Source organism: Streptomyces pacificus (genome assembly GCF_011766325.1).
Taxonomy (GTDB): Bacteria; Actinomycetota; Actinomycetes; order Streptomycetales; family Streptomycetaceae; genus Streptomyces; species Streptomyces pacificus.
Map to the genome: position 1 here is coordinate 16,072 of NZ_BLLG01000028.1, position 23,777 is coordinate 39,848.

Here is a 23,777-nt window from a genome sequence, read left to right on the forward strand (position 1 = left end):
CCCACGGACGCGCCGGCGTGCACGTACCGGAAACGGGTGGCCAACCCGCAGCCGGAGATGACGGGGACGGAGCGCAGACCATGGCGACGGCGGACGAGACGGAACTGCCGGGCGGGCTCTGGGTGGAGGAGCCGGTGGGACGGCGGCGGCTGCCCGATCCGGTGCGCACGGCGGCCGTGCGTGCCGTGATCGTGGCTGCGGTGGCCATGACCCAGGCGCTGACGGCCTTCTTCCTCACCCTTGCGGGATCGTGGCTGGCGTTCCCGATGGTCCTGAGCAGCGTGGCGAGCACGGTCGGAGCGACCTGGGCCGTGCTGGACGTCTGGGTGACCCGCCAGGTGTGGAACCAGCGCAACGGCGTCGTCTCGGTCCCGAGCAGCACGGCACGCCGGCTGAGGCGTGAGCGGCGGCAGGCGCGGCGGACGGCCCGTGCCGAGGCGCGCGAGTCCGCCCGGATAGGGCGAAGCGGTACGGGGAGGCTTTCGCAGGCCTGAGCCCGCCGTGGCGGGGGCACCCCCGTACCCCCATAACCCCCCGTACCCCCCGTACGCGCGGACCCGTGCCCCGGGCCGCTCGGGGCCTTTCTGTGCCCGTTCGGGGTGGGCCCTGGGCCGCTCGGTGCCCGCCCCGGCCGCTCCGGATGACCCGGCAATCCCTGCGGGGCGCCGAAGGCGCGGGCCGCGATCGGGCGCCGGGCCTCAGGCCTCGGGGAGCGGGGCAGCCGCAGCCCCTCGCTCGCCGGGCACGGGCGCCGGAGACGGCTCGTCCGCGCCTCGCCGGAACATCCTCGTCGCGCTGATCTCCCCGTGCACGGTCTCTCCGTCGGTGCGCTGCCGGGGGAGACCGGGACGCAGATGCTCCTCGACGCTGATGTACTTCAGGCCCGCCCGCAGGTCCGCGTCGTTGCGAAGTCTGATCACCAGCGGGAACTCCGCGAGGGCTGTGGTGTCGAACAGGCCCGTGGTGTAGAGCAGCTGGACCCCCAGGGCATCGGCCACGGCGCGCTGCAGCTCCAGCAGATACGTGGCGTTGGCCCGGCCGATGGGGTTGTCCAGGAACAGCGTCCCGGCATGCCGGTGCCTGTCCCGGCCCCGGTCGTTGCTGCGGAGCGCGGCCATGGTGCAGTAGAGCGCGATCGCCGCGGTGAGCAGCTGGCCGCCGGAGAAGACGTCTCCCATCTGACCGACCGGTACCCGCTCGGCGCGCAGCACCGCGTCCGGCTTGAGGATCTCCACGGCCACGCCCTTCGGTTCGAGGGCCGCCCGGACGGCGCGCAGCAGCAGGGACATGCCGTCCCGGCTGAGGTCCGAGTTCTTCCGCACGGCGGCGCGGGTGGCCTCGTCGACGACCTCCCCGAGCCGCTCGGTGAGCGTCGCCTGGTCGGGCTCCTCGAAGCGGATCCGCAGGAATTCCTGGCCCGACCACTCCCCCAGTCCTTCGGGGAGCCGGGAGAGCCGCTGTGCGGAGCGGAGCGTGGTGAGGGCGGACTCCACCAGTCCGCGCAGCCGGTCCACGATGGAGTCGCGGTTGCGCTCCAGCTGGGCCAGTTCGTCGGTCAGGACCCGCAGTCTCGGCGCGAACGCCTCGGCCCAGCGCGCCGCGTGCTCGGGTAGTGCGGACGCCGGCAGCTCACGGATCTGCAGGCGCGCCGGGGTGCGCACCGCCTCGTAGCGGGTGGAGTTGGCGTGCCGCACGAGCACGTCGCTCGCCTCGCGCACGGCCGACTCGGCGGCCGACAGGTCGGCCGCGCAGCCGCGCAGGGAGCGGCGGGCCTCGGCGGCCGAGTGCCTGGCCTCGTCGAGGCTTCCCGGATAGGCCCCCGGCTCCTCCTGGTCCTCGTCGGAGTGGTCCCTGAGCAGGTCGCGCAGGAGGGCCGCCGTGTCGTCGAAGCCGCTCGCGGCGTCCTCGGCGGTTCGGTGCGCGTGCAGCAGCTCGGCGTGTCTCGCGCGGGCGGTGTCCAGCGCCTCAGTGAGGGCGGCCAGTTCGCCGGTGGCGGTCCGCAGCAGCGCTTGGGCATGCCGGGCGTCCGAGGGCTCGAGTTCCCCGGGAAGTCCGGTGTGCGCGTCGCCGTCGGCCGGTGCGAGGCGCTCGGCCTCGCCGCGCAGCCGGCCGAGCTTCTCGCTCGCCTCGGAGGCGCGCGTCTCCAGCATCTGCACCTGCGCCTCGGCGCGGGCCGCGGCGGCCTGGCGGGAAGGCCCGTCCGCGCCGTCGGTTCCCTCCAGCAGTTGGGCGGCACGCGTGCGGACCCTGTTGGTGAGCCGGTCGAGTTCGGCGAGCGCGGCGCTCTCGTCGCTCTCGGCGCGGGCCTGTTCGGCGCGGAGGTCGGCGCCCACGCCGACCTTCTCGTACAGCTGCGACGCGGCGCGGTACGCCTCCCGCAGGGCCGGCAGCGAGGGCGGCGGGGTGCCGGGGGGCTCGTCGGGCTCGGGCAGCCGCTCGGGGGCGCCCGCGATCTCGGCACGCTCCGCACGGAGGGCGCGTGCGGTGCGCCGGGCGTCGTCCGCGGCACGCTGGGCGGCCCGGCGGTCCTGGTCCGCGGCTCTCGCCCGCTCCAGGCAGCCGGCGGCCCGCGCCTCGGACTCGGCCGCCTCGTCGCCGAGTTCACGGAGTCTCGCCTGCCAGCCGCCGCGCTCGCGGAGCCGGAAGGCCAGCCCGGCGAGGGCGTCCGCGGCGCGGCGGGCCCGCTGGGCGGCGTCCTGCCGCTCGTCGCGCACCCGGGCGCTGTCGGCGGCGGCCGCTTCGGCCTCGACCCGGGCGGTGCGGGCTCCGGCGAGTGCCGCCTCGGCCGCCTCGGCCGCCTCCCCGGCGGTGCCCGCTGCCCGGGCGAGTTCGGCGAGCATGCCGGGCGGGCAGTCGGCGCGCCAGGATCCGATGCGGGCGGCGAGGGCCCGGTCACCCGTCAGCCGGGCCGCGAGGGCCCTGATCTCCTCGTCCCGCGCCGCGGCCCTGGTCCGGAGTGCCTGGCGCTCCTCGTCCGCGGCGTGCTCGTCGTGCATGGCCGGGTTCGGCGGGACGAGGAACACGCCGGTGTCCGTCCCGGCTGCCGGGTCCGGCACGGGGGCGAGCAGCGCGGCCGCGGTACCGACGGCGACGGTGGAACGCGGCAGCAGGGCCGCCCCGGTCAGCACCTCGCGAGCCCGGGAGTACGAGACGGGGTCGGTGATCACGACACCGTCGACCAGCTCGGGCCGCGTGGCGAGCACGGCGGCGTGCTCGGCCGGGGGGACGGCCTGGGCGAGGTAGCGCCAGCCGGGGAGCGCGGGGATGCCGTGCTCGCCGAGGAACTCGACGGTGGCGAGGACGTCGGGGCCGGGGGGGAGCAGACCGCCGTCGCCGAGGGCTCCGAGGATGCGGGAGTCGTCCGCGGCCGCGGTCCTCAGATCGAACAGGTGGCGCTCGGCGGCCGCGACGCGCTGGTCGAGCAACTCGCGCAGTTCGTCGGCGCAGCGGTCGAACTCCTCTGCGGTGAGGGGCCCTTCGGCGGCGTGCTCGCGCCGGGCGCCGACCGGGTGCCCGGCGGCAGCGGACCGCGCGGCAGCGGCGTCGGCCGGGCCGTCGCCGGGACCTGCCGCCTGGGCCGGAAGTGCGGCCCCGGCGGCCGGGGCCGGTCCGCCCGCTTGCGGAGACGGCGCCCGCCGGGGCCCCGGGACCTCCGCCGCGCCGGCGGACGCCGGCAGACTGAGCAGTTCGGCGAGGCGGCCGGAAGCGGCGATGGAGGCCGCGGCGAGCCGCTCGGCCTCGTGGGCGCGGGCGGCCGCCTCGGCGGCGTCCGCGGCACGGGCCGCGGCCAGTTCGGCCGCGGTCTCGGCGGCCGAGGTCTCCCGGGCGCGCTCCGCGGCCGAGCGGGCGGCCTGCCGTGCCGCGTCCCAGGCGGCGACGGCGGCCTTCTCGGCGTCGCCGGCGGCGAGGGCGGCCCGGGCGGGGTCGGCGTCGGGGGCGGTGTCGTCGAGCCACCCGGCGCGGACGGCCTCCGCGGTCTCCTGTTCGACCTCGGCGAGGCGCTGGCGCAGATGGCCGGCCTCGCTGCGCGCCCGTTGGGCGTCGGTGGCGGCGGCGGTGGCGTCGCGGTGGGCGGCCTCGCCGGTCTCCTGGAGAGCGGCGGCGCGCTCCTCCTCCTCGTTGGCCAGGGCTTCGCCGTCGTCGGCGGCGGAGTGCAGGGCGCGCACGAGGTCGGCGGCGGCCCTCGCGCGGGCCGCCAGCGCCGGCGCGGCGTCCCGCTCGGCGTCGCGGATGGCGGCGGCCACGCGCGCGGAGCGGTCCCCGGCGGCGCGGTGGCGGAGCACCGTCTCGGCGGCCTGCCAGGCGGAGGAGAGGGTGCGGGCGTCGCTCAGTTCGCGCCGGTGGGCGGCGGCGGCCCGTTCCGCGGCGGAGAGTGCCAGCGAGGCGTGCCGGTAGGCCAGTTCGGACGCGATGAGGGAGCTGTGGCCGCGGGACCGCTCCGCCTCGGTGACGGTGTGCGCGGCGGCGGTGACCTGCTGGGCGAGTTCGGCCGCGCGCTCCCGCTCCTCTCCCGCCCTGGCGGACAGCCGGCGGGCCAGCGCCCGGGTGCGGCGCTCGGCTCCGAGGTGGATGTCGCGCGCCCTGGCCCGGGTGCCGGCTGCCGCCACGATACGGCCGAGGAGATCGGCGGAGCCCGCGGTGAAGTCCCGTTCGGCGATGAGTTCGGCGCGGCGGCCCAGTTTGCCGCCGAATCCGCTGACGAGGTCGGCGAGCCCGTCGGTGTCGCGGGTGTCGGTGACGGCGCGCAGCAGCAGGTCCGTGAAATCGGAGTCCTTCTTGACCGCGAACAGGCCGGCGGCCTCTCCCTCGTCCGCGTTCATCTCCCGCTGGTACCGGAAGAGTTCGGGGTCCAGCCCGAGGTCGCCGAGGTGCTCGTTCCAGCGGTCGTGGATCTCCTCCCAGGTCACCTCCAGGTGCGGGTACGCCTTGCCCGCCTCGGTGACGGCGTCGCGGAAGCCCTTCATGGTGCGACGGCGGCCCCGGGCGCCGGAGGCGCCCTCGACGGGCGAGCGGACGGGGGTGGACTCGGCCACCGGCAGCGAGTCCAGGCTGAGGCCGGGCCCCGGCCGGAAGGAGTACCAGGCCTCGGCGAACTTCCGGGGGTCGTTGGAGACCTGACGGCCGCGCCACTCGCTGGCCTTGCCGACCACGACCAGCTCGCCGGTGAGGGTGTGCTGCCACTCCAGGGCGACATGGCCGCAGTCGTCGGCGAGCAGGAACTTGCGCAGCACCCCGGAGCTGGCGCCGCCGAGGGTGTTCCGGTGGCCGGGCAGCATCACCGAGAAGATCAGCTTGAGGAGGACGGACTTGCCGCCGCCGTTCTCCAGGAAGAGCACGCCCGCGGGTGCCGGGCGGCGGGGCGGACCGACCGGCTCCTCCTCGAAGAACTCGGCCTGCGTCGGGGCCGGGTCGGGCACGGGGGCGCCGACTCCGCGCAGGTCCAGCACGGTGTCGGCATAGCGCGCACCGGCGGGCCCGATGGAGTAGAGGCGTACCCGGGACAGCTCGTACATGGCGGCGGACTCTCGTTGTTCTCTGCGTGGTCGGCGGCGGTCGGCGGGCTCGGCGGGCTCGGCGGCGGGTGGCTTCGTAAGGGGGGCGTAGGGGGCGAACAGGAGTTATCCGGGGCGGCGTTGAGACCCCCGGAAGGCGGAAGGGGTGTCGCCGCCCGCCGGGTCAGGAGTGGAAGGGGAGGCCGGCGTCGGCCGCCGGCTCCAGGGCGCCGGCGTCCGGCGCGGGCACCAGCGTGGCGGTACCGTCGGTGACCGGGACGACGCCGAGTTCCAGCAGTTCGGCCAGGGCTGCACTGCCCGCCATGTCGCGGACCTGCAGCTGGTAGCGGGCGGTCGTCCGGTACGCGCCGCCGGAGTCGTCACCCGTGCGCTGGAGGAAGCCGGAGTCGGTGAGGAAGGCGACCGCCTTGGCGATGATGCCGGTGGTGGAGCCGGCGAGGCGGCGGGCGTCCTTGGTGGCTCCGGTGGCGCTGCGCCGCGTGTAGACGCGCCACGCCGCTTCGAGGCCCGGCGAGCCGGATGCCGGGTCGGTGTTCTCCCCCTGCTCCTCTGCGCGCTCCTCCAGACGGCGGCATGCCTGCCGTACGAAGGCGTCGACGCCGTTGACGGTGATCCTGCCGATGTAGCCGTCGTCGGCGAGGTCCTCGGGCCGGGGGAACGCCAGTGCCGCGACGGCGAGATGGGCGAGGCCGTGCAGGAACCGGTCGGCCGAGTCGGCGGAGGCACGCCGGGCGTAGTCGCCCATCCGGACGGCGAAGACCGAGTCCTCGGCGGCGGCCACGGCCATCCCGGCGCGGGGCGAGACCTCGAGGACGACCAGGCCGAGTCCGGTGGCCACGGCGTCGGCCAGGCGGGCGAAGGCAGGCTCCTCGCGATAGCGCCGCAGCAGTTCGGCGTACTCGGCGTCGCGGGACGGCGGCAGTTTGGGTTGCAGCCCGAAGGAGACGAGTCGCGCGGCATCGGCTGCGTCGGCGGGGGTGGGGACGGTGGCGGCCGGCCCCGGCGCGTAGGCCGGACCGTGAACCGGCCCGGTGGCCGGACCGTGAACCGGCCCGGGCGGGCGCCCGAGCGGCACGGCCGCCTCACGCCGGGGGCCGGCATGCTCCGCGTGCTGATCGCTCACGGCTGGTGCTCCTCTGTACGGTGGTGCGGCAGTTCTGCGCGATGGCGCTCGGCATCCGCGCGGTGATCCGGAACATCCGCGCGGTGGCGGGTCGTTCCCGGAGGCGCCGTGCAGGCGGACCGGGCGGATGCCCCCTCAGGCGCCCCGGGGCGCGTTGCCGTATCGCCGTCCGCCCGAAGGACCCGCCGTCTGTCCGAAGGACGGAGCCTGCGGCGTCCGGTGCGTGCGCCCGCGAGGCGGAGGACCATCCCGGCAGCCGGGGCACCCGACATACCCGGCGCACCCGGATGGGTCCGCTGACCCGGCGCGGGGGCGCCCCCCGAAGGGTCCCGAGGGGTGTCTGCCGGGCATCGGTGACCAGAAGGGACCTGCGCGGCCCGCCCCGGTGCCCCGGTGCCCCGGGCGCCGGGGCACCGGGCCCCGGCGTCACGCCGCCTCCGCGCGGTCGGCGGCCATGCCTGCCGCGTCCAGCAGGGCGGTGCCCACGATCAGGTCGGCGCCGCCGAACTCGGGGTCGTCCAGCTCCGCGCCGTCGTCCACCGCGAACAGCAGCCGCTCCTCGCCCTGGCGGTAGGCCGTGCCGACCGGAGGGCTGGCCGCGTGGACGGCGAGAAGGGCGACGAGATAGGGCAGGTCCGGATCGAGGCGGCGGGCGTCGGCGAGGAGACCGGAGAGCCGGCGCGGTGCGTCGTGCTCGAGATCCAGCAGCTCCATGGCGCTCGCCAGCTGCTGCTCGCTGAAGCGGCTGTCGTCCGGCGTCGCGATCAGATCGGGCTCGGGCAGTTCGGCGCCCAGATGCTCGCGCTCCGCGGGCGGGCTGAGCAGCATGTCGACGAGATCCGCGACACGCACTGACACCGGGGTGCGCGGTCCCGTGCCGTGCGAGAAGTACGCGTCGGTGACCCGGATGGCCTGTTCGACGGGCAGGGGCAGCAGGGGGGCGACGAGGTGGCCGTGCAGATCGACCCCGGAGCGGGCGGCCGGCGCCGCGAACGCCTGGCGGTCCTGCTCGGCGCGGAAGTGGGGGCCTGCCTCCAGCAGCCGGGACTGCAGCCGGGTGTGGCGGCGGATGCAGTCCTTGACGATGTCGACCAGCTCCGCTGCGCGGCGCTTGTGCTCGGGATCCTCCGCCTCATCCCGTGCCTTGCGGATGTTCGTGAGGATCGCGTTCTCGTGGCGGTAGCGGTCGGCGACGTGGTCGAGGGCCTCGGCGATCATGTCGGGCACGGCGTTGAGCCAGTCGACCGCGCGGACATCGCGCCGGGTGGCCTCGAGTGTCCTGCGGAGCGTCTCGGCGTACTGCACGGTCCGGTAGCGGGCCTGCTCGGCCGCGAGCTGGGCGTCGGCGAGCCTGCCGCGGCTGATCAGCACCTCCAGTTTCACCTCCGCGGCGATCTGCGCGCTGGTGACATCGGTGTCGAGGGCGCCGACGAGGACGTTCACCGCCTCGTCCGTGGTGCGCAGATAGACACTGCCGCCGTGGCCGGGGACCTCTTCGATGAGCTTGAAGTCGTAGTCCCGCCGGACGTATGCGCCGTCGGGGCCGAACGTGCCGTACACCGCGCGGAAACCGCGGTCGACGCTGCCGACGTTGATCAGGTTCTCCAGCACCCAGCGCGCCACCCGCTCATGCTCGGCGGCCGGGCGCCGGGGTGTCTGGGCCGCGATACGCGGCAGCAGCCTGGCCACTATCTGCTCGTGGTCGGCGCCGGTGTCGAAGTCCATGTTGAGCGTGACGAGGTCGATGGCCGCGAGGGCGACCTCAGCCATCGCGTAGACCGAGTACTCGCCCGCGAGGTTGGCCTTGCGGGCGTCCAGGTCGTGCAGCGGCGCGGTGCACGCGAGCGCGCGGAGCCGCCGCGCGAGCCCTTCGTCGGCGGCCGGGCCCTGCGCGGGGCGCGGCCCCGCGCTGAGCTGGGGCGGAACGGATTCCGTCGAGGCGGGCGAAGTCACGGTGCACAGACTAGGTCCTCGGGCTGACACCGGTCGAAACGGCGCGGGAACCGCCTCTCGGCGCGGCCCTCTCCCGCGAGCCGAGCCGCTGCGCCGAAGCGCCACGGGGCACGCTGCCCCCGGTGCGGGAGGTCGTGCCGGCGGCGGGGACCGTCCTCGCCGACGGCACCGGAGAACCGCACCCGTCTGCCGTCGAGTTCCCCCGGTGGTCCGTTCCGCCGCTCAGCGCCGGCAGCCGGACCGTGGCACAGGGCCGGAATCAGCCGGCCGGACTCGATGGGCCGAGGTCAGTGCACCGGCCGTCCGTACCCGCCGCCGCCCGGCGTCCGCACGACCAGGACGTCGCCAGGGCCGACCTCCACCGAGTCCACTCCGCGCAGGCGCTCGACCGTCCCGTCCGCGCGCTCGACGGCGTTCGACCCCAGCGCCCCCGGCTCGCCGCCGGCCATCCCGTAGGGCCTGACCCGCCGGTGACCGGTCAGCAGGGCGACGGTCATCGGCTCGAGGAAGCGGATCCGGCGCTCGACGCCGCATCCGCCCCGCCAGCGGCCCGCTCCGCCGCTTCCGCTCCGCACCGAGAAGGCGTCCAGCCGTACCGGGAAGCGCCACTCCAGCACCTCGGGGTCGGTGAGCCGCGAGTTGGTCATATGGGTCTGCACGGCGTCGGCGCCGGGGAACCCGTCGCCCGCGCCCGAACCGCTCGCCACGGTCTCGTAGTACTGGACGCGGTCGTTGCCGAAGGTGACGTTGTTCATGGTGCCGGAGCCCTCGGCCTGCACGCCGAGCGCCGCGTACAGGGCGCCGGTCACCGCCTGCGAGGTCTCGACGTTCCCCGCGACCGTCGCCGCCGGGTGGGCCGGCGCGAGCATCGAGCCGGCCGGGACGCGTACGTCCAGCGGCTCCAGGCAGCCGCTGTTCAGCGGGATGTCGTCGGCGACCAGCGTGCGGAAGACGTACAGCACGGCGGCCGTCACCACCGACCTGGGCGCGTTGAAGTTGCCCGGCTGCTGCCCCGATGTGCCGGCGAAGTCGATGACGGCGGCGCGGGCCCGGCGGTCCACCGTCAGCGTGACCTCGATGACGGCGCCGCCGTCGGTCTCATAGCGGTAGGTGCCGTCGCCGAGCCCGGCGACGATGCGGCGCACGGACTCCTCGGCGTTGTCACGCACATGCCCCATGTAGGCCTGGACCACGTCGAGGCCGAACTCCTCGACCATCCGGTTCAGTTCGCTGATCCCCTTCTCGTTGGCGGCGATCTGGGCCTTCAGGTCGGCGACGTTGGTGTCGGGGTCGCGGGACGGGTGGCGGGCGCCGGCGAGCAGCCGCCGGGTCTCGGCCTCGCGCAGCCGTCCGTCCCTGACGAGCAGCCAGTTGTCGAAGAGCACCCCTTCCTCGTCGACGGTGCGGCTGAACGCGGGCATCGACCCCGGGGTGATCCCGCCGATCTCGGCATGGTGCCCGCGCGAGGCCACCAGGAAGCGGAGCCGGCGGCCGTCCTCGTCGAAGACCGGCGTCACGACCGTCACGTCCGGCAGATGGGTGCCGCCGTGGTACGGATCGTTGACGGCGTACACGTCGCCCGGCCTGAGTTCCCCGGTGCCGCGCCGCAGCACCTCCTTGATGGACTCGCCCATCGAGCCCAGGTGCACCGGGATGTGGGGCGCGTTGGCGATGAGGTTGCCGTCGGCGTCGAAGAGGGCGCAGGAGAAGTCAAGCCGCTCCTTGATGTTGACCGAGTGGGCGGTGTTCTCCAGCCGCAGTCCCATCTGCTCGGCGATCGCCATGAAGAGGTTGTTGAAGACCTCGAGCAGGACCGGGTCGGCGTCCGTGCCGACGGCGGCGCGGCCGGGCCGCGGCCGTACCCGGGTGATCAGCAGATGGCCGCCCTCGCCGACGGCGGCGCGCCAACCCGGGTCGACGACGGTGGTGGCGTCGGCCTCGGCGACGATCGCCGGCCCTTCGACGGTGTCGCCGGGCGAGAGGTCCGCGCGGCTCAGCAGCGGGGCGTCGACGCGCCGGCCGTCCAGGTACATCCGCGTGCTCTCCCCCGGCCCGGAGCCCGCGCAGCCGGCCGCCTCGTCGACGACGACGGCCCCGTGGGGCCCGGCCGTGCCGACGGTCTCGACCGACACCGCCTCCACGACCAGCGGCTTGTCCATGGTGAAGGCGTACCGTGCGCGATGGGCAGCGGTGAACGCCTCGCGGACGGCGGCCTCCGTGCCGAGGGGCACGGGCAGCGCGGAGTCCGTACCGGCGTAGCGGACGAGCAGCCGGGCACGGGAGCCGATCGACTCGTCGGGGACGGCGTCGTCCCGCAGCTCCGACCGGGTGCGTGCGGCCAGTTCGCCGCAGAGTTCCCGCACCCGGGCCATGGTGTCCTCGCCGAGCTCCGCCTCCACCGACTGCTCGCGCATGGCGGTGGCGTCGGCCAGGCCGATGCCGTAGGCGGAGAGCACCCCGGCGAGCGGGGGCACGATCACGGTGCCGATGCCGAGCGCGTCGGCGACCGCGCAGGCGTGCTGCCCGCCCGCGCCGCCGAAGCAGGTCAGGGCGTAGCGGGTGACGTCGTGCCCCCGCTGGACGGAGATCTTCCTGACGGCGTTGGCCATGTTGAGGACCGCGATCTCGAGGAAACCCGCCGCGACCTCCTCCGGGCTGCGCATTGTGCCCGTGGCCCGATGCACCTCCCCGGCCAGCCGCTCGAACCCGTCCCGTACGGCATCGGCGTCCAGCGGCAGGTCCCCGTTCGGGCCGAAGACGGCGGGGAAGTGCCGGGGCTGGATCCTGCCGAGCATCACATTGGCGTCGGTGACGGTCAGCGGGCCGCCGCGCCGGTAGCAGGCGGGGCCCGGCACGGCGCCCGCCGAATCGGGTCCGACCCGGTAGCGCCGGCCGTCGAAGTGGAGGATCGAGCCACCGCCGGCGGCGACGGTGTGGATGTTCATCATCGGTGCGCGCATCCGCACGCCGGCGACCCGGGTGCCCAGCTCCCGCTCGAACTCCCCCGCGTAGTGGGACACGTCGGTCGACGTCCCGCCCATGTCGAAGCCGATGACCCGCCGGAAGCCCGCCTGCTCCGAGGTGCGTGCCATGCCGACCACGCCTCCGGCGGGTCCGGACAGCACGGCGTCCTTCCCCCGGAAGCGGGCGGCCTCGCGCAACCCGCCGTTGGACTGCATGAACATCAGGCGCACGGTGCGGAGTTCCTTCGCGACCTCGTCGACGTAGCGGCGCAGGATCGGCGAGAGGTACGCGTCCACGACGGTGGTGTCGCCGCGGGGCACGAACTTGATGAGCGGGCTGACCTCGTGCGAGCAGCTCACCTGGGTGAAACCGAGTTCACGCGCGGCGGCGGCGACGGCCGACTCGTGGTCCGGGTGGCGGTAGCCGTGCATGAACACGACGGCCGCGCTCGTGAATCCGTCGCGGCGGGCCCGCCGCAGCTCCTGCCGCACCGGCGCGAGATCCAGCGGCCGGACCACCTCACCGCGGGCACCGACCCGTTCGGGCACCTCGATGACGCGGTCGTACAGGGCCCCGGGAAGGACGATGCGGCGGTCGAACAGCCGGGGGCGGTTCTGGTAGGCGATGCGCAGCGCGTCGCGGAAGCCCTCCGTGACCAGGAGGACGGTCGGCTCGCCACGGCGCTCCAGCAGCGCGTTGGTCGCGACGGTCGTGCCCATCTTGACGATGTCGACACGGTCTGCCGGCAGGGGCTCCCCCGCCCCGAGACCGAGGAGCAGCCGGATACCCGCGACGGCCGCGTCGGCGTAGTGCTCGGGGTTGTGGGACAGCAGCTTGCGGGTGACGAGCCGGCCGTCGGGGCGTCTTCCCACGATGTCGGTGAACGTGCCGCCACGGTCGACCCAGAACTCCCAGCGATCGCTCATCCCCCCATTCTGGCAACCGGCGGGCGGGGGCAGCGAGGTGCCGACGCGGTCCATGCCCCTCGCGGCGGGGCCGAACACCGCACCGGCCAACCGCGGCCGCCGCCTCCGGCAGGCGCTCGGCGCCGAGGGCGCCGCGCGGCGCGTCGACCACCGGCGAGCAGGCGGCAGGCAGGCGACGCGCAGACAACGCGCGCCGGGGCCGGGGCGCTCCGCGGCGGTTCGCCCGTGAGCGGGAGGGGCCTCGGGGAGTTCGGAGCGGAGGGACCGTGCCAGAACGGAGGCACCGTGCCAGAACGGAGGCACCGTGTCAGAACGGAGGGACCGTGTCAGAACGGAGGGGACTGCGGCACGATGCGGCTGCGGACGGCCGTCTGGACCTCGGCCTCCTCCGCCGGATCGGCGGCCAGTCGCCGGAGGCGCTCGGCGACGCGTGCGTCACGCGTCTCGGCGTGCAGGGCGGCGACCTCTCTCGTCGTCTCCTCGCAGTCCCACAGGCACTCGACGGCGAAACCGGTCGCGAAGGAGGGATCGGTGGCGGCCAGCGCGCGGGCCGTGCGACCGCGCAGCTGGGAGGAGCTGGTCTCACGGTAGATGTGGCGCAGCACGGGTGCCGCGCAGCCGATGCCGAGGCGGCCGGCACCGTCGGCCAGGGCCCACAGCAGTGGGGCGTCCGGCCCGTCGGCGCGGACCGTCTCACGGAGTGCGCCGAGGACGAGTTCCTCGTCCTGGCCGCCACCGCGGCAGGCGAGGACGCCGGCGGCCGAGGCGCCGAGCGCGTCGGGCCGGTGGACCCAGCCGCGCGCCCGGTCGACGGCGGCCTCGCCGCACATCCGCTCGAAGGCGGCGACGGCGGCATCGGCGACGGTGCGGGAGGAGTCGGCCACCGCGGTCTCGACGAGATCGAGGACGGCGGGATCCCCCGCCTCCGCCAGATAGTGCAGCGCCGCGCAGCGTGCGCCGTCGGGCCCGCTGCGCGCGGTCTCCACGATCAGCGGCCGGTCGTCCGGGCCGGCTACGGCACCGAGGCAGCGGGCCGCGGGCACATGCAGCGCACTGCCGCCGTCCGCTCCCCGCTGGGCCCAGTCGAAGACGGACTGGACGCTCCAGTCGGGACGTGGCCCCGTGGGGCGCATCTGGCGCTGCCAGCGGTCGAAGGAACCGCTCTCGCGGGCGGCACGCACCCGGCCGCCGACCGACACCCGCCGGTCCTCGGCCCAGAGCCGCCACGGCCTCGGCTCGAAGGCGTCGCGTACGGCGGCGGCCAGTGCGGCATCGCCCTCCCGGGTGGCGGGGAAGCGTCCGAGCACGGCTCCCGCGAGTGAGCGGAGCCCCGCGTCGTCGTCCCGCAGGGCGAGTTCGTCGAGCGCCCAGGCCCAGTTGGCGCCGGTCGCCGCGTACCCGCGGAGCAGTGCGAGGGCGTCGTCGCGGCCGTACGAGGCGAGATGCCCGAGCACGGAGAGCGCCAGACCCGTCCGGGTCTCGTCGGCGTCCGGGTCGTCCCCGGGGCCGAAGAGGTGGGCCTCGATGTCCTCGAGACCGCCGCCGAGGTCCAGGAAGAGGCGGGCGTAGTAGAGGGAGCGGTTCTCCACCTGCCAGTCGTGGCGGGGGTCGTGGAGCACGCACTGGTTGAGGGCCGTGAGCGCGGCGGCACGCGGCGCGGCGAGCGCGTGCAGCGTGCCGTCGCCGCGGCCTCTCTGCAGCAGGCCGAGCAGGGTGCCGCTCGGCGCTATGACAGGTTCGAACATGGGAGAGTGCCTCACATCAAGCTGTCGACGCAACCGGGGGTGTGTTCGCCTAGGCCGCGCGGCAACATGATCGGCTGCCCGTGGTCTTCCGCTTGTTGCAAACCATCTTCTCTCTGCCTCTCATCGGTGGTCCCTAGACTCATCTAGCAGGCCCGACGTCATGATGACCCAGCCATTTCGCCGCCGCGACCACATTTCGGGCGACTGCTCCCCCCTTGCGTCCAACTCCCTTTCACCCGGCGCCGAACAGCTCCAGGAGGTCTCTCTTCCCAAACATTCGCGCGGTATCCACCGCGGACGGGGTTCCCGCCGCCGGGTCGGCCCCGCCGTCCAGCAGGGCCCGGACCACGTCGTCCTCGCCCTTGAAGACGGCACCGGCGAGGGGCGTCTGGCCGCGGTCGTTGGGTCGGTCCGCGTCGGCGCCGCGGGCCAGGAGGGCGGTCACCGCGGCGGCGTGGCCGTGGTAGGCGGCGAGCATGATCAGCGAGTCGCCCTTGTCGTTGGTGAGGTTCGCGGGGACGCCGGCGTCGACGTAGCCGGCGAGCGCTTCTGCGTCGCCCCGCCGTGCCAGCTCGAAGACCCTGGAGGCCAGCTCGACCACTTCGGGGTCCGGGGCATCACTCATCCGAAGGACTTCCTTTCACTGCGGCGACGAAGCGGTGCCCGGCGCGTCCAGGCCCCGGCAGGGGCTTGACCTGCCGCTTCGGCACGCGGTGGAGGTCGCACGGGCGAACCGACAGGGTACTGCGACCTGCGGAGCGCATCACTCCGCGTCCCCGCGAAGGCGGCCGCGGCGGGCGGCGGCAGGGGGCCGATCGGGAGCAGCCGGCGCACGGCGAAGAGCGCGCCCCGCACGGCCACGCGACGGCCGCCACCCGCCGCCACCCGCCGCCGCCCCATCGGCGCTCGTCAGAAGCCACACCGGCACCCCAGAAGCACCCCAGCGGCAACGATCCACCATCCTCCGTTCCGGTGAAAGGAGCAATCATTCACCCGAACGCACCTTTTGTCGTATAGATACCTCCTGTGAGGATGGAAGAACTCATGGTGACTGTCCCCTCAACCAGGAGAACCGCTCATGATTCTGTCCATCTCAGGCGTCGTGCTGCTGGGCATCATCGTCTTCCTGTTCTTCAAGAAGGACGGGCTGAAGGCCTCGCACGCGCTGGTCTCCGCACTCTTCGGCTTCTACCTGGCGGGCACGGCCATCGCCCCGAGCATCACCGCGGGCGGGGCGAGCCTGGCCAGCCTCCTGGGCGGGATCAAGTTCTGACCTCCCCGTATCCCTCCCCATCACCCGAGGAGCAGGAGAAGCACGTGGCACGGCGACCACTCCCCCGCATTCCGATCAGCGGCAGCGACCGGATCGCTCGCAGCCGCGAACTCGCGCGGACCGCCGCCGACAATGCCACCGACGTCCTCCATCCGCTCATCACGATCAGCCGCGGGCTGCGGCTGCTGGCCGCCGCCGGGCTGCGCAAGTGGGCCGACACGCCCAAAGACCAGCGCGGCCCCGGGCTGTTCCTGGCGGCGGTCTGCGTCCTGGCGGTCGCGCTCGCCCCGTACGGGCCGCTGCTCGGGCTGATCGGCCTGATGGGAGTGGCCGCCTGGAAGGGACGCGAGCGCGTCCCGGTACGCACCGGCCCGGACGAGGCGCAGTCCGCACGGCTCCAGGCGCTCCACGACGCGCTGGTGCCGTACTTCTCCGTCCCGGAGGATCCGAGTCCGCTCTTCGCCCACGGCGGGGCGTGGGCGAAGGCGTTCAGCGACCAGGAGTTCGACGGCGACGGGCGGTTGACCCGGCTGCGGGTGACGTACCCGCCGTACTTCCCCGACGGCGAGGCCGAGGCCCGCGCCCGGATCGAGCAGCTGCTGCACGCCAAGTCGGGCCGCGGCCGCGAATACCACTTCGGCTGGGACGAGGAGGCCAACCAGCTGCTGATGACCGTCCTGCGCGCGCTTCCGACCACCATCGCCGCCCAGCGCTTCGTGACCGCCCCCGGGGAACTGGTCCTCGGCTTCACGGACCCGGACGCCGTCCGCAGGACCATGCCCGTCCTCGACGGCGACGTGACGAGGGACGCGCCGCCCGTGGTGTGGCGCACCGGACCGCGCTCCGCGGAGCCTCATCTGCTGGCCGTCGGCCACCCCGGCAGCGGCACGACGTCCCTGCTGCGGTCCCTGGCGCTGCAGGCGCTGCCGTACGGGGACGTCCTGGTCGTGGAGGGCAGCGGCACCGGCGAGTACGCCTGCCTGACGGGCCGCGCCGGTGTGCTCGCCGTCGAGTGCGGGCTCGCCGGAGCACTGGCCGGGCTGGAATGGGCGGCCCATGAGACGGAGCGCCGCCTCGTCTCCGCCAACCGGGCCCGGCAGGCCGGTCACCCCGCCCCGGAGGACGTCCGGCGCCCGCTGTGCATCCTCGTGGACAGACCGAGCGTCCTCAGCCATGTCGCGGCCGCGGACGGCAGGCCCGACCCCCAGCAGCTGCTCCAGGTCCCGCTCAGGCACGGCCGGGCCGCGTACGTGACCGTGGTTGTCGCCGACCAGTTCGACAGCGTCGAGTTCCTGGACGAGACGGTACGCACCCACACCCGTGCCCGCCTCGTGCTCGGACCGACCACCCCGGAGCAGGTGAGGAGCGTGCTCGGTGCGCCCCCGCACACGACGCCCACCGCCGACGTGCCGCCCGGCCGGGGCTATGTCCGGCTAGGGGCGGGAGCGGTGCTCAGGCTCCAGGTCCCCGCGACGCCCGACCCGTACGACGAGGCGGCGAGCGAGGCCCACCGCCAGGCCGTGCTGGGCGTGCTCCCTGAGCGGGGGATCGCCGAGGGGCCGGAGGACGGCGGGACCGGGGAGCGGGCGGGCCGGTCCGGTGGGCCCGCGGAGGCGGCCCTCACCGGGCCCCGTGTGGAGGTCCCGGCCGGTTCGCCGCGCGAGACGGGCAGCGGACCCGTGCCGGAGCCGGCGGGGAGCCCGGCCGGGCGAACCGCCTCGACGCCGGTGCCGGCGGAGGGCTGAAACCGGATCCCCCGAGTGAGCCCGCAGAGCCCCGACCGCGGCGAGGCGGTGCGTCCAGCGCGCCTCCTCACCGAGCGGCACCGCGAACACGCCGCGGCCGCGGCGCCTGCGGACGAAGGCGCACGGTCGGGGGCGCACGGTCGGGGGCGCACGGTCGGGGGCGAGCGCCTCTTCACCGGGCCGCCGGGCCGCAGGGCCGCCCACGGTACTCACGCCACAAACGTCCTCGGTGCCTCGGTGCCCGTGGTCACGCCCGTCCTGACCAGCCGGGCCGCCGCCGCCAGCCGGCTCGCCGCCTCCTCGGCGACCGGGCCGCCCACGGTGAAGGGCAGCCGGACATACCCCTCGAACGCCCCGTCCACACCGAACCGCGGCCCGGAGGGGACGCGTACGCCCACGCGTTCGCCGACCTCCGCGAGCCGGGATCCGGACAGGCCGCCCGCGCGGACCCACAGCGTCAGACCGCCGTGGGGGATCTCGAACTCCCAGTCCGGCAGCTCCCGGCGGAGCGCCGCCACCATCTCGTCGCGGTTCCGCCGCGCCTGCTCACGCCGCAGGGCCACCGCCTCGTCCCAGCCGCGGGTCCGCATCAGCCAGTCGACGCCGAGCTGTTCCAGGACCGGGGTGCCCAGGTCGGCGTAGGCGCGCGCGGCGACGAGGGAGCGGATCACGTCCGGGGCGGCCCGGACCCAGCCGATCCGCATACCCGCCCAGAAGGCCTTGCTGGCCGATCCGACGGTCAGAACCGTCGCACCCCCCGGATCGAAGGCGCAGACGGGCCGGGGCATCTGCGTCCCGTCGTCGAGGCGGAGCTCGGACATCGTCTCGTCCACGACGAGCACGGTACCCGCGGAGCGGGCGGCGTCGACGAGCTGCCGTCTCTGGTCCTCGTCGGCGAGCGCCCCGGTGGGGTTGTGGAAGTCGGCGACGACATAGGCGAGGCGGGGTGCGGCATCGCGCAGCACCTGCCGCCAGCGGGGCAGGTCCCAGCCACGCAGTCCCTCGGCCATGGCGACCGGTACCAGCCGGGCACCGGCCTCGCGCATCAGCTGGAGGATGTTGGCGTAGGAGGGAGACTCGACGGCGATGCGCTCCCCCCGCCCCGCGAAGAGGTGGCAGATCGCGTCGATGGCGCCCATGGCGCCGGTGGTCACCATGATCTGCTCGGGCATCGTCGGGATGCCGCGCCGGGTGTACCGGTCCGCGAGCATCTGGCGCAGCGCGGGCAGACCGGCCGGGTAGTCGCCGTGGGTGTGCGCGTAGGGCGGAAGCTCCTCGAGCGCGCCCTTGATGCCGCGGGTCAGCCAGGGCTCGGGGGCCGGCAGCGCGGCGCAGCCGAGGTCGATCATGGAGCCGAGGGATTCCGGGGGCAGCGGCTCCAGACCGCGAGCGGGCAGCGGGTTGCCCGCGGGGACGGCCGTCCAGCTGCCGGCGCCTCTGCGGGACTCCAGGAAGCCCTCGTTCCGCAGGGCCTCGTAGGCGGCGGCCACGGTCGTGCGGCTGACGGCCAGGGCCATCGCCAGCTCGCGCTCGGCGGGCAGCCGGGCGGCGACCGGGACCCGTCCCTCCAGGACGAGCAGCCGGATGCCGTCGGCGAGGGCGCGGTAGGCGGGCGGCCTGCGGGAGCCGGGGCCCGCCGGGTTCTGCTGCTGCGACCGCAGTTGCCGGGCCAGCGCGGGCGCCCCCACCGCCGAAGTCCACTGAGCCATGGAAGTCAGTCCACCTTCCTCGAATTGGCCATGGTTGACACGGATATCCCTGCCACAGGGTGTCATGCATCAGTCCACTTCCACCATCGGGGGGCAGGGTCTTGTCCATCACGTCCGGTCTGCGGGGCAGGCGTCTGTCCCGCAGACTGCCGCAGCTCTACGTCGGTCTGGTGCTTTACGGGGCGAGCTCCGCTCTCCTGGTCCGAGGGGGTCTCGGCCTCGAGCCCTGGGGTGTGCTGCACCAGGGCCTGGCCGCGCGGACGGGTCTGACCATCGGCCTCGTCTCGATCGCCGTCGGCGCCGCGGTGCTGCTGCTGTGGGTGCCGATACGGCAGCGGCCCGGCCTGGGCACGGTCTCCAACGTCTTCGTCGTCGGCATCGCGATGGACGGCACCCTCGCCGCCGTGCCGGCCGTGCACGGGCTGGGCACCCGGGTCGCGGTGGCGGCGGCCGGGATCGTCCTCAACGGGATGGCCACCGGCCTCTACATCTCGGCCCGCCTCGGTCCCGGTCCGCGCGACGGGCTGATGACGGGGCTGCACCGGCTGACCGGCCGGTCCGTCCGGCTGGTCCGCACCGCGATCGAGGTGGCGGTCGTCACGACCGGGTTCGCCCTCGGCGGCACGGTGGGGGCGGGCACGGTCGTCTACGCGCTGTCCATCGGCCCGCTGGCGCAGCTGTTCCTGCGGGTGTTCGCCATCCCGCCGGCCGGGGAGTCAGGCGCGGTGGCCCCCGGATCCGCAGACCCGAGCGAACGAGAACGGGTGATACTGCGCTCGTGACTTCCGCAGCGCACCCGGGGCATCCCTATCTCGACCACCCCTTCCCCATACCGTTCGCCCACCGCGGCGGCACGGCCGGCGGCCTGGAGAACACGGCGGCGGCGTTCCGGCGCGCCGCCGGGCTCGGCTACCGCTACTTCGAGACGGACGTGCACGCCACCGGGGACGGCAGGCTCGTCGCGTTCCACGACCCGACCCTGGACCGGGTGACCGACGCGCGGGGCCGGATCGGGCGGCTGCCGTGGGCCGAGGTCGCACGGGCCCGGGTGGGCGGGAAGGAGCCCCTGCCGCTCTTCGAGGACCTCCTGGAGGAGTTCCCCGCGGCCCGCTGGAACGTCGACATCAAGGCCGAGCGCGCGCTGGAGCCGCTCGTCGACCTGGTGCGGCGGGCGAACGCCTGGGACCGGGTGTGCGTCGGCTCGTTCTCGGAGAGCCGGCTCTCGCGTGCGTACCGGCTCGCCGGCCCGGGACTTGCGACGTCCTACGGTGTGCGCGGGGTGATCGGCCTGCGGCTGCGCTCGCTCGGCGTCCCCGCCCCGGTCCGGCCGGGGGCGGTGTGCGTACAGGTGCCCCGGTCGCAGGGCGGGGTGCCCGTGGTGGACCGCCGGTTCGTCCGCGAGGCCCATGCGCGCGGGCTCCGGGTGCATGTGTGGACCGTGAACGATCCGGAGAGTGCGGCCGCTCTGCTGGACCTGGGAGTGGATGGCATCATGACCGATCATCTGGAGATGCTGCGTACGGTGATGACCGACCGGGGTGCCTGGGTCTGAGCGTCGTGCGTCTCCCCCACGGGTACGAGTGAGGGGGCGGATCATGGCTGCCGACACGGCGGACGGGACCACCGGGACGGACGACGCCGACCGGAGGCGCGAGCAGCACGGCTGGTACTTCTACGACTTCGCGTGCTCGGTCTACTCGACGAGCGTGCTGACGGTGTTCCTCGGCCCCTATCTCACCTCGGTGGCGAAGTCCGCCGCGGACTCCGGCGGTTTCGTGTACCCGCTCGGCATCCCGATCCGCGCCGGTGCGGTGTTCCCGTATGCGGTGTCGGTCTCGGTGGTGGTGGCGGTGCTGGCCATGCCCCTGGTGGGCGCGGTCGCCGACCGCACGGGGCGCAAGAAGCCGCTCCTGGCCGCCGCGGCCTATCTGGGGGCGGCGGCGACGGCGGGCATGTTCCTCCTCGAAGGGGACCGCTACCTCCTCGGCTCTCTCCTGCTGATCGTCGCCAACGCCTCGCTGGCGGTGTCGATGGTCCTCTACAACGCGTATCTGCCGCAGATCGCCGGGCCGGAGGAGCGGGACACCGTCTCCTCGCGCGGCTGGGCCTTCGGCTATACCTCGGGGGCCCTGGTCCTCGTGCTCAACCTGGTGCTCTACACCGGCCACGAGTCCTTCGGGCTCAGCGAGTCGGAGGCGGTCCGCGTCTGCCTCGCCTCGGCCGGGGTGTGGTGGGGAGCCTTCGCGCTCGTGCCGCTGCGCAGGCTGCGGGACCGGCGCACCGCCGGGGACGCGGCGCCCGCTCTCGGCGCGGGCGCGGTGGGTGCGGGCTGGCGCCAACTGGCGGCGACCATCAAGGACATGCGCCGCCATCCGCTGACGCTGTCCTTCCTGCTGGCGTACCTCGTCTACAACGACGGGGTGCAGACGGTGATCTCCCAGGCCTCGGTGTACGGCTCCGAGGAGCTGGGGCTCGACCAGACCACCCTGATCACGGCGGTACTGCTGGTGCAGGTGCTGGCGGTGGCGGGCGCCCTGGGCATGGGCCGGCTGGCCCGCTCCCACGGGGCCAAGCGCACGATCCTCGGCTCGCTCGCCGTGTGGACGCTGATCCTCGCCGCCGGCTACCTGCTGCCGCCGCGGACGCCGCTGTGGTTCTACGCGCTGGCCGCGGCGATCGGCCTGGTGCTGGGCGGCAGCCAGGCGCTGTCCCGTTCGCTGTACTCCCACCTCGTCCCACGCGGCAAGGAGGCGGAGTACTTCTCCGCGTACGAGATGAGCGACCGGGGGCTGAGCTGGCTGGGGCCGCTCGTGTTCGGTCTGGCGTTCCAGCTCACGGGAAGCTACCGGTCCGCCATCATCTCTTTGGTGATCTTCTTCGCACTGGGGTTCGTGCTCCTGGCCCGGGTGCCGATGAGGCGTGCGATCGCCGAGGCGGGGAACCCGGTCCCGGAACGGATTTAGACGTCGACGGAAAGGGCCGGTAGTGTACGCCTCTGGCCTGCCAGGCGGACCGTTACTGCGCGCTGAAAAGCTCCAAACGCTGGGTGACACTTTCTGCCAGATGTGACAAACCGGGCACTGGTGGGTACCCAAACCCTGGAAAAGCAGCGGCACGACGGGCGACGACGCATGACCGGCAACGGGAATCTTCACCGCCGACCGGACGTTGACCGGATGACGACGACAGCGACACCTGTCCTGTGGGCGACAAGCCCGGGAGGCACGATTCATGAGTGAGCGAGCTCTTCGCGGCACGCGCCTCGTGGTGACCAGCTACGAGACCGACCGCGGCATCGATCTGGCCCCGCGCCAGGCGGTGGAGTACGCATGCCAGAACGGACATCGTTTCGAGATGCCGTTCTCGGTCGAGGCGGAGATTCCGCCGGAGTGGGAGTGCAAGGCGTGCGGCGCCCAGGCGCTCCTGGTGGACGGGGAAGGCCCCGAGGAGAAGAAGGGGAAGCCCGCGCGTACGCACTGGGACATGCTCATGGAACGGCGCACGCGCGAGGAGCTCGAGGAGGTGCTGGCCGAGCGGCTGGCCGTCCTCCGCTCCGGGGCCATGAACATCGCGGTGCACCCGCGCGACAGCCGGAAGTCCGCTTAAGGGACGCACCGCCGACTCGCACAGAGTGCAGAAGCCGCGGGTTGCGGCACACATCCGTGTGCCGCAACCCGCGGCTTCTGCGTGTGCGCGCTACGCCACCGTGCGTGCCCGCACCCGCGCCCGCGCCGCGTGGCCTGGGCATGTGGCGAGAAGCACCTCGGAGCACCCGAGGGCGGGGACCCCGGCGTGCGGTGCGTGCGCGTCCACGGTGGAGGACCGTCCCCGCAGCGAACACACCCAGAGGAATCCGGCAGAGCGCCCCTGCGGGCACCTCCCGTGCCCGGAGGGCGACGGGGGCGTGCGTGCCGGGCGACCGGTGGCCGGGGCCGCGTCCACCACGCGCCCTAGGAGGTCAGCGGCGGACGCGGTCCCGGCCCGGGACGGGACCGCCTCGGCGCGTCGTCCTGGACGACCTCGCCCTGCACGACCTTTCCGTCCGGACGGTGCATACGGGCCTGCTGGAAGGCGTCGCCGAGGGAGCCGGGGGCCGCGCGCCGCATACGGCGGTCGAGCGACCGCTCGGCCCTTCGGGCCAGCACGGTGCGGACCGGGGGCACCAGCAGCAGCAGCCCCGCCGCGTCCGACACCGGGCCCGGCAGCATGAGGAGCAGTCCGCCGAGCATCAGCAAGCCGTTGCCCCTGCCCGACCGGTCCTCGGCCGGCGCAGTGCGGGACTGCTGCCACTGAAGGGTCTGCGACAGACCGCGGAAGGCGCGGCGGCCGGCCCGCTTGATCACCACGGCGCCGAGCAGCCCGCCCGCGACCAGCAGCGCGAAGACGGTCAGCCCGCCCGCGGCACCGGCCAGGACGGTGAGCAGCCAGATCTCCAGCACCAGCCACGCTGCGATGCCGAGGGGGAGGAAGGTACGGACGCGTGAGCGCCTCGGGGCGGTCGGTGTCGTTGCGCCGGTCGTCATGCTCCCAGTGTGCCTGGGCGCCGACCGGATCGGCGCATGCGCCGGGGCACCGGCCGGGCGGGGAGGGCCTCGCCGCACGGCCCGGGCGTCGGCACCGCCCCACCGCACCCCCGGGATCCGGTCGCGCCTCGGCCACGGGGTACCCGCCCGCCCCGGTGCCCGGCCTCCGGGCGCATGCATGGCGCCGGTGCCCCGTGGACACCGGGCGGCGGTCCCCGCTCCGATGCGGGCACGGGGCGCCGACCGGATCGGCGCATGCGCCGGGGCACCGGCCGGGCGGGGACGGCCTCGCCGCACGGCCCG

General features: G+C 74.5%; 15 protein-coding genes. 7 read left to right on the forward strand and 8 right to left on the reverse strand.

The genetic code is table 11. The features are described 5' to 3' along the window. The first annotated feature begins 80 nt into the window (after positions 1–80). Positions 81–494 carry a hypothetical protein gene (locus tag SCWH03_RS27005; protein WP_173267344.1) on the forward strand — a complete coding sequence of 138 codons (414 nt, stop codon included), beginning with the start codon at positions 81–83 and terminating at the stop codon, positions 492–494. A 204-nt stretch (positions 495–698) separates the two neighbouring features. Here the strand turns inward: SCWH03_RS27005 and SCWH03_RS27010 are convergent, their stop codons facing one another. From SCWH03_RS27010 to SCWH03_RS27035, 6 genes are all read right to left on the reverse strand, one after another. Next, the gene (locus SCWH03_RS27010) at positions 699–5,513 is read right to left on the reverse strand and encodes a hypothetical protein (protein WP_173267346.1); all 4,815 of its coding nucleotides are present in this window, start codon (positions 5,511–5,513) and stop codon (positions 699–701) included. A 163-nt stretch (positions 5,514–5,676) separates the two neighbouring features. Continuing rightward, the gene (locus SCWH03_RS27015) at positions 5,677–6,636 is read right to left on the reverse strand and encodes a hypothetical protein (RefSeq protein WP_173267347.1); all 960 of its coding nucleotides are present in this window, start codon (positions 6,634–6,636) and stop codon (positions 5,677–5,679) included. A gap of 426 nt (positions 6,637–7,062) precedes the next feature. Beyond that, positions 7,063–8,589 carry a hypothetical protein gene (locus SCWH03_RS27020; protein WP_173267348.1) on the reverse strand — a complete coding sequence of 509 codons (1,527 nt, stop codon included), beginning with the start codon at positions 8,587–8,589 and terminating at the stop codon, positions 7,063–7,065. Positions 8,590–8,876: 287 nt separating this feature from the next. Beyond that, entirely contained in the window at positions 8,877–12,479 is a 3,603-nt protein-coding gene (locus tag SCWH03_RS27025; RefSeq protein WP_173267349.1) for a hydantoinase B/oxoprolinase family protein, read from the reverse strand. A 326-nt stretch (positions 12,480–12,805) separates the two neighbouring features. Next, positions 12,806–14,224 carry a HEAT repeat domain-containing protein gene (locus SCWH03_RS27030; RefSeq protein WP_173267350.1) on the reverse strand — a complete coding sequence of 473 codons (1,419 nt, stop codon included), beginning with the start codon at positions 14,222–14,224 and terminating at the stop codon, positions 12,806–12,808. A gap of 232 nt (positions 14,225–14,456) precedes the next feature. Then, a complete protein-coding gene (locus SCWH03_RS27035; protein WP_173267351.1) occupies positions 14,457–14,849 on the reverse strand; it encodes an ankyrin repeat domain-containing protein in 393 nt (130 codons plus the stop codon). A 453-nt stretch (positions 14,850–15,302) separates the two neighbouring features. On the opposite strand from SCWH03_RS27035, the gene SCWH03_RS27040 reads away from it, so the two are divergent. Continuing rightward, a complete protein-coding gene (locus tag SCWH03_RS27040) occupies positions 15,303–15,497 on the forward strand; it encodes a hypothetical protein (RefSeq protein ID WP_093658158.1) in 195 nt (64 codons plus the stop codon). A gap of 44 nt (positions 15,498–15,541) precedes the next feature. Then, on the forward strand, positions 15,542–17,242 hold the full coding sequence (locus SCWH03_RS27045) for a hypothetical protein (RefSeq protein ID WP_173267352.1): 1,701 nt from the start codon (positions 15,542–15,544) through the stop codon (positions 17,240–17,242). A gap of 209 nt (positions 17,243–17,451) precedes the next feature. Here the strand turns inward: SCWH03_RS27045 and SCWH03_RS27050 are convergent, their stop codons facing one another. Then, positions 17,452–18,951 carry an SCO1417 family PLP biosynthesis transcription factor gene (locus tag SCWH03_RS27050; protein ID WP_173267353.1) on the reverse strand — a complete coding sequence of 500 codons (1,500 nt, stop codon included), beginning with the start codon at positions 18,949–18,951 and terminating at the stop codon, positions 17,452–17,454. 101 nt (positions 18,952–19,052) lie between these two features. On the opposite strand from SCWH03_RS27050, the gene yczE reads away from it, so the two are divergent. From yczE to SCWH03_RS27070, 4 genes are all read left to right on the forward strand, one after another. Further along, positions 19,053–19,733, forward strand: coding sequence for a membrane protein YczE (gene yczE, locus SCWH03_RS27055; protein WP_173267355.1), 681 nt, complete (start codon positions 19,053–19,055; stop codon positions 19,731–19,733). Continuing rightward, positions 19,730–20,503, forward strand: coding sequence for a glycerophosphodiester phosphodiesterase family protein (locus tag SCWH03_RS27060; protein WP_173267357.1), 774 nt, complete (start codon positions 19,730–19,732; stop codon positions 20,501–20,503). The genes yczE and SCWH03_RS27060 overlap by 4 nt, the downstream gene beginning before the upstream one ends. A 43-nt stretch (positions 20,504–20,546) precedes the next feature. Continuing rightward, positions 20,547–21,914 carry an MFS transporter gene (locus SCWH03_RS27065; RefSeq protein WP_173267358.1) on the forward strand — a complete coding sequence of 456 codons (1,368 nt, stop codon included), beginning with the start codon at positions 20,547–20,549 and terminating at the stop codon, positions 21,912–21,914. A gap of 268 nt (positions 21,915–22,182) precedes the next feature. Then, entirely contained in the window at positions 22,183–22,557 is a 375-nt protein-coding gene (locus SCWH03_RS27070) for an RNA polymerase-binding protein RbpA (RefSeq protein ID WP_030757047.1), read from the forward strand. Between the two features lie 344 nt (positions 22,558–22,901). On the opposite strand, the gene fxsA is transcribed toward SCWH03_RS27070, so the two are convergent. Continuing rightward, the gene (gene fxsA / locus SCWH03_RS27075) at positions 22,902–23,474 is read right to left on the reverse strand and encodes an FxsA family membrane protein (protein ID WP_173267360.1); all 573 of its coding nucleotides are present in this window, start codon (positions 23,472–23,474) and stop codon (positions 22,902–22,904) included. Positions 23,475–23,777: the final 303 nt, after the last annotated feature.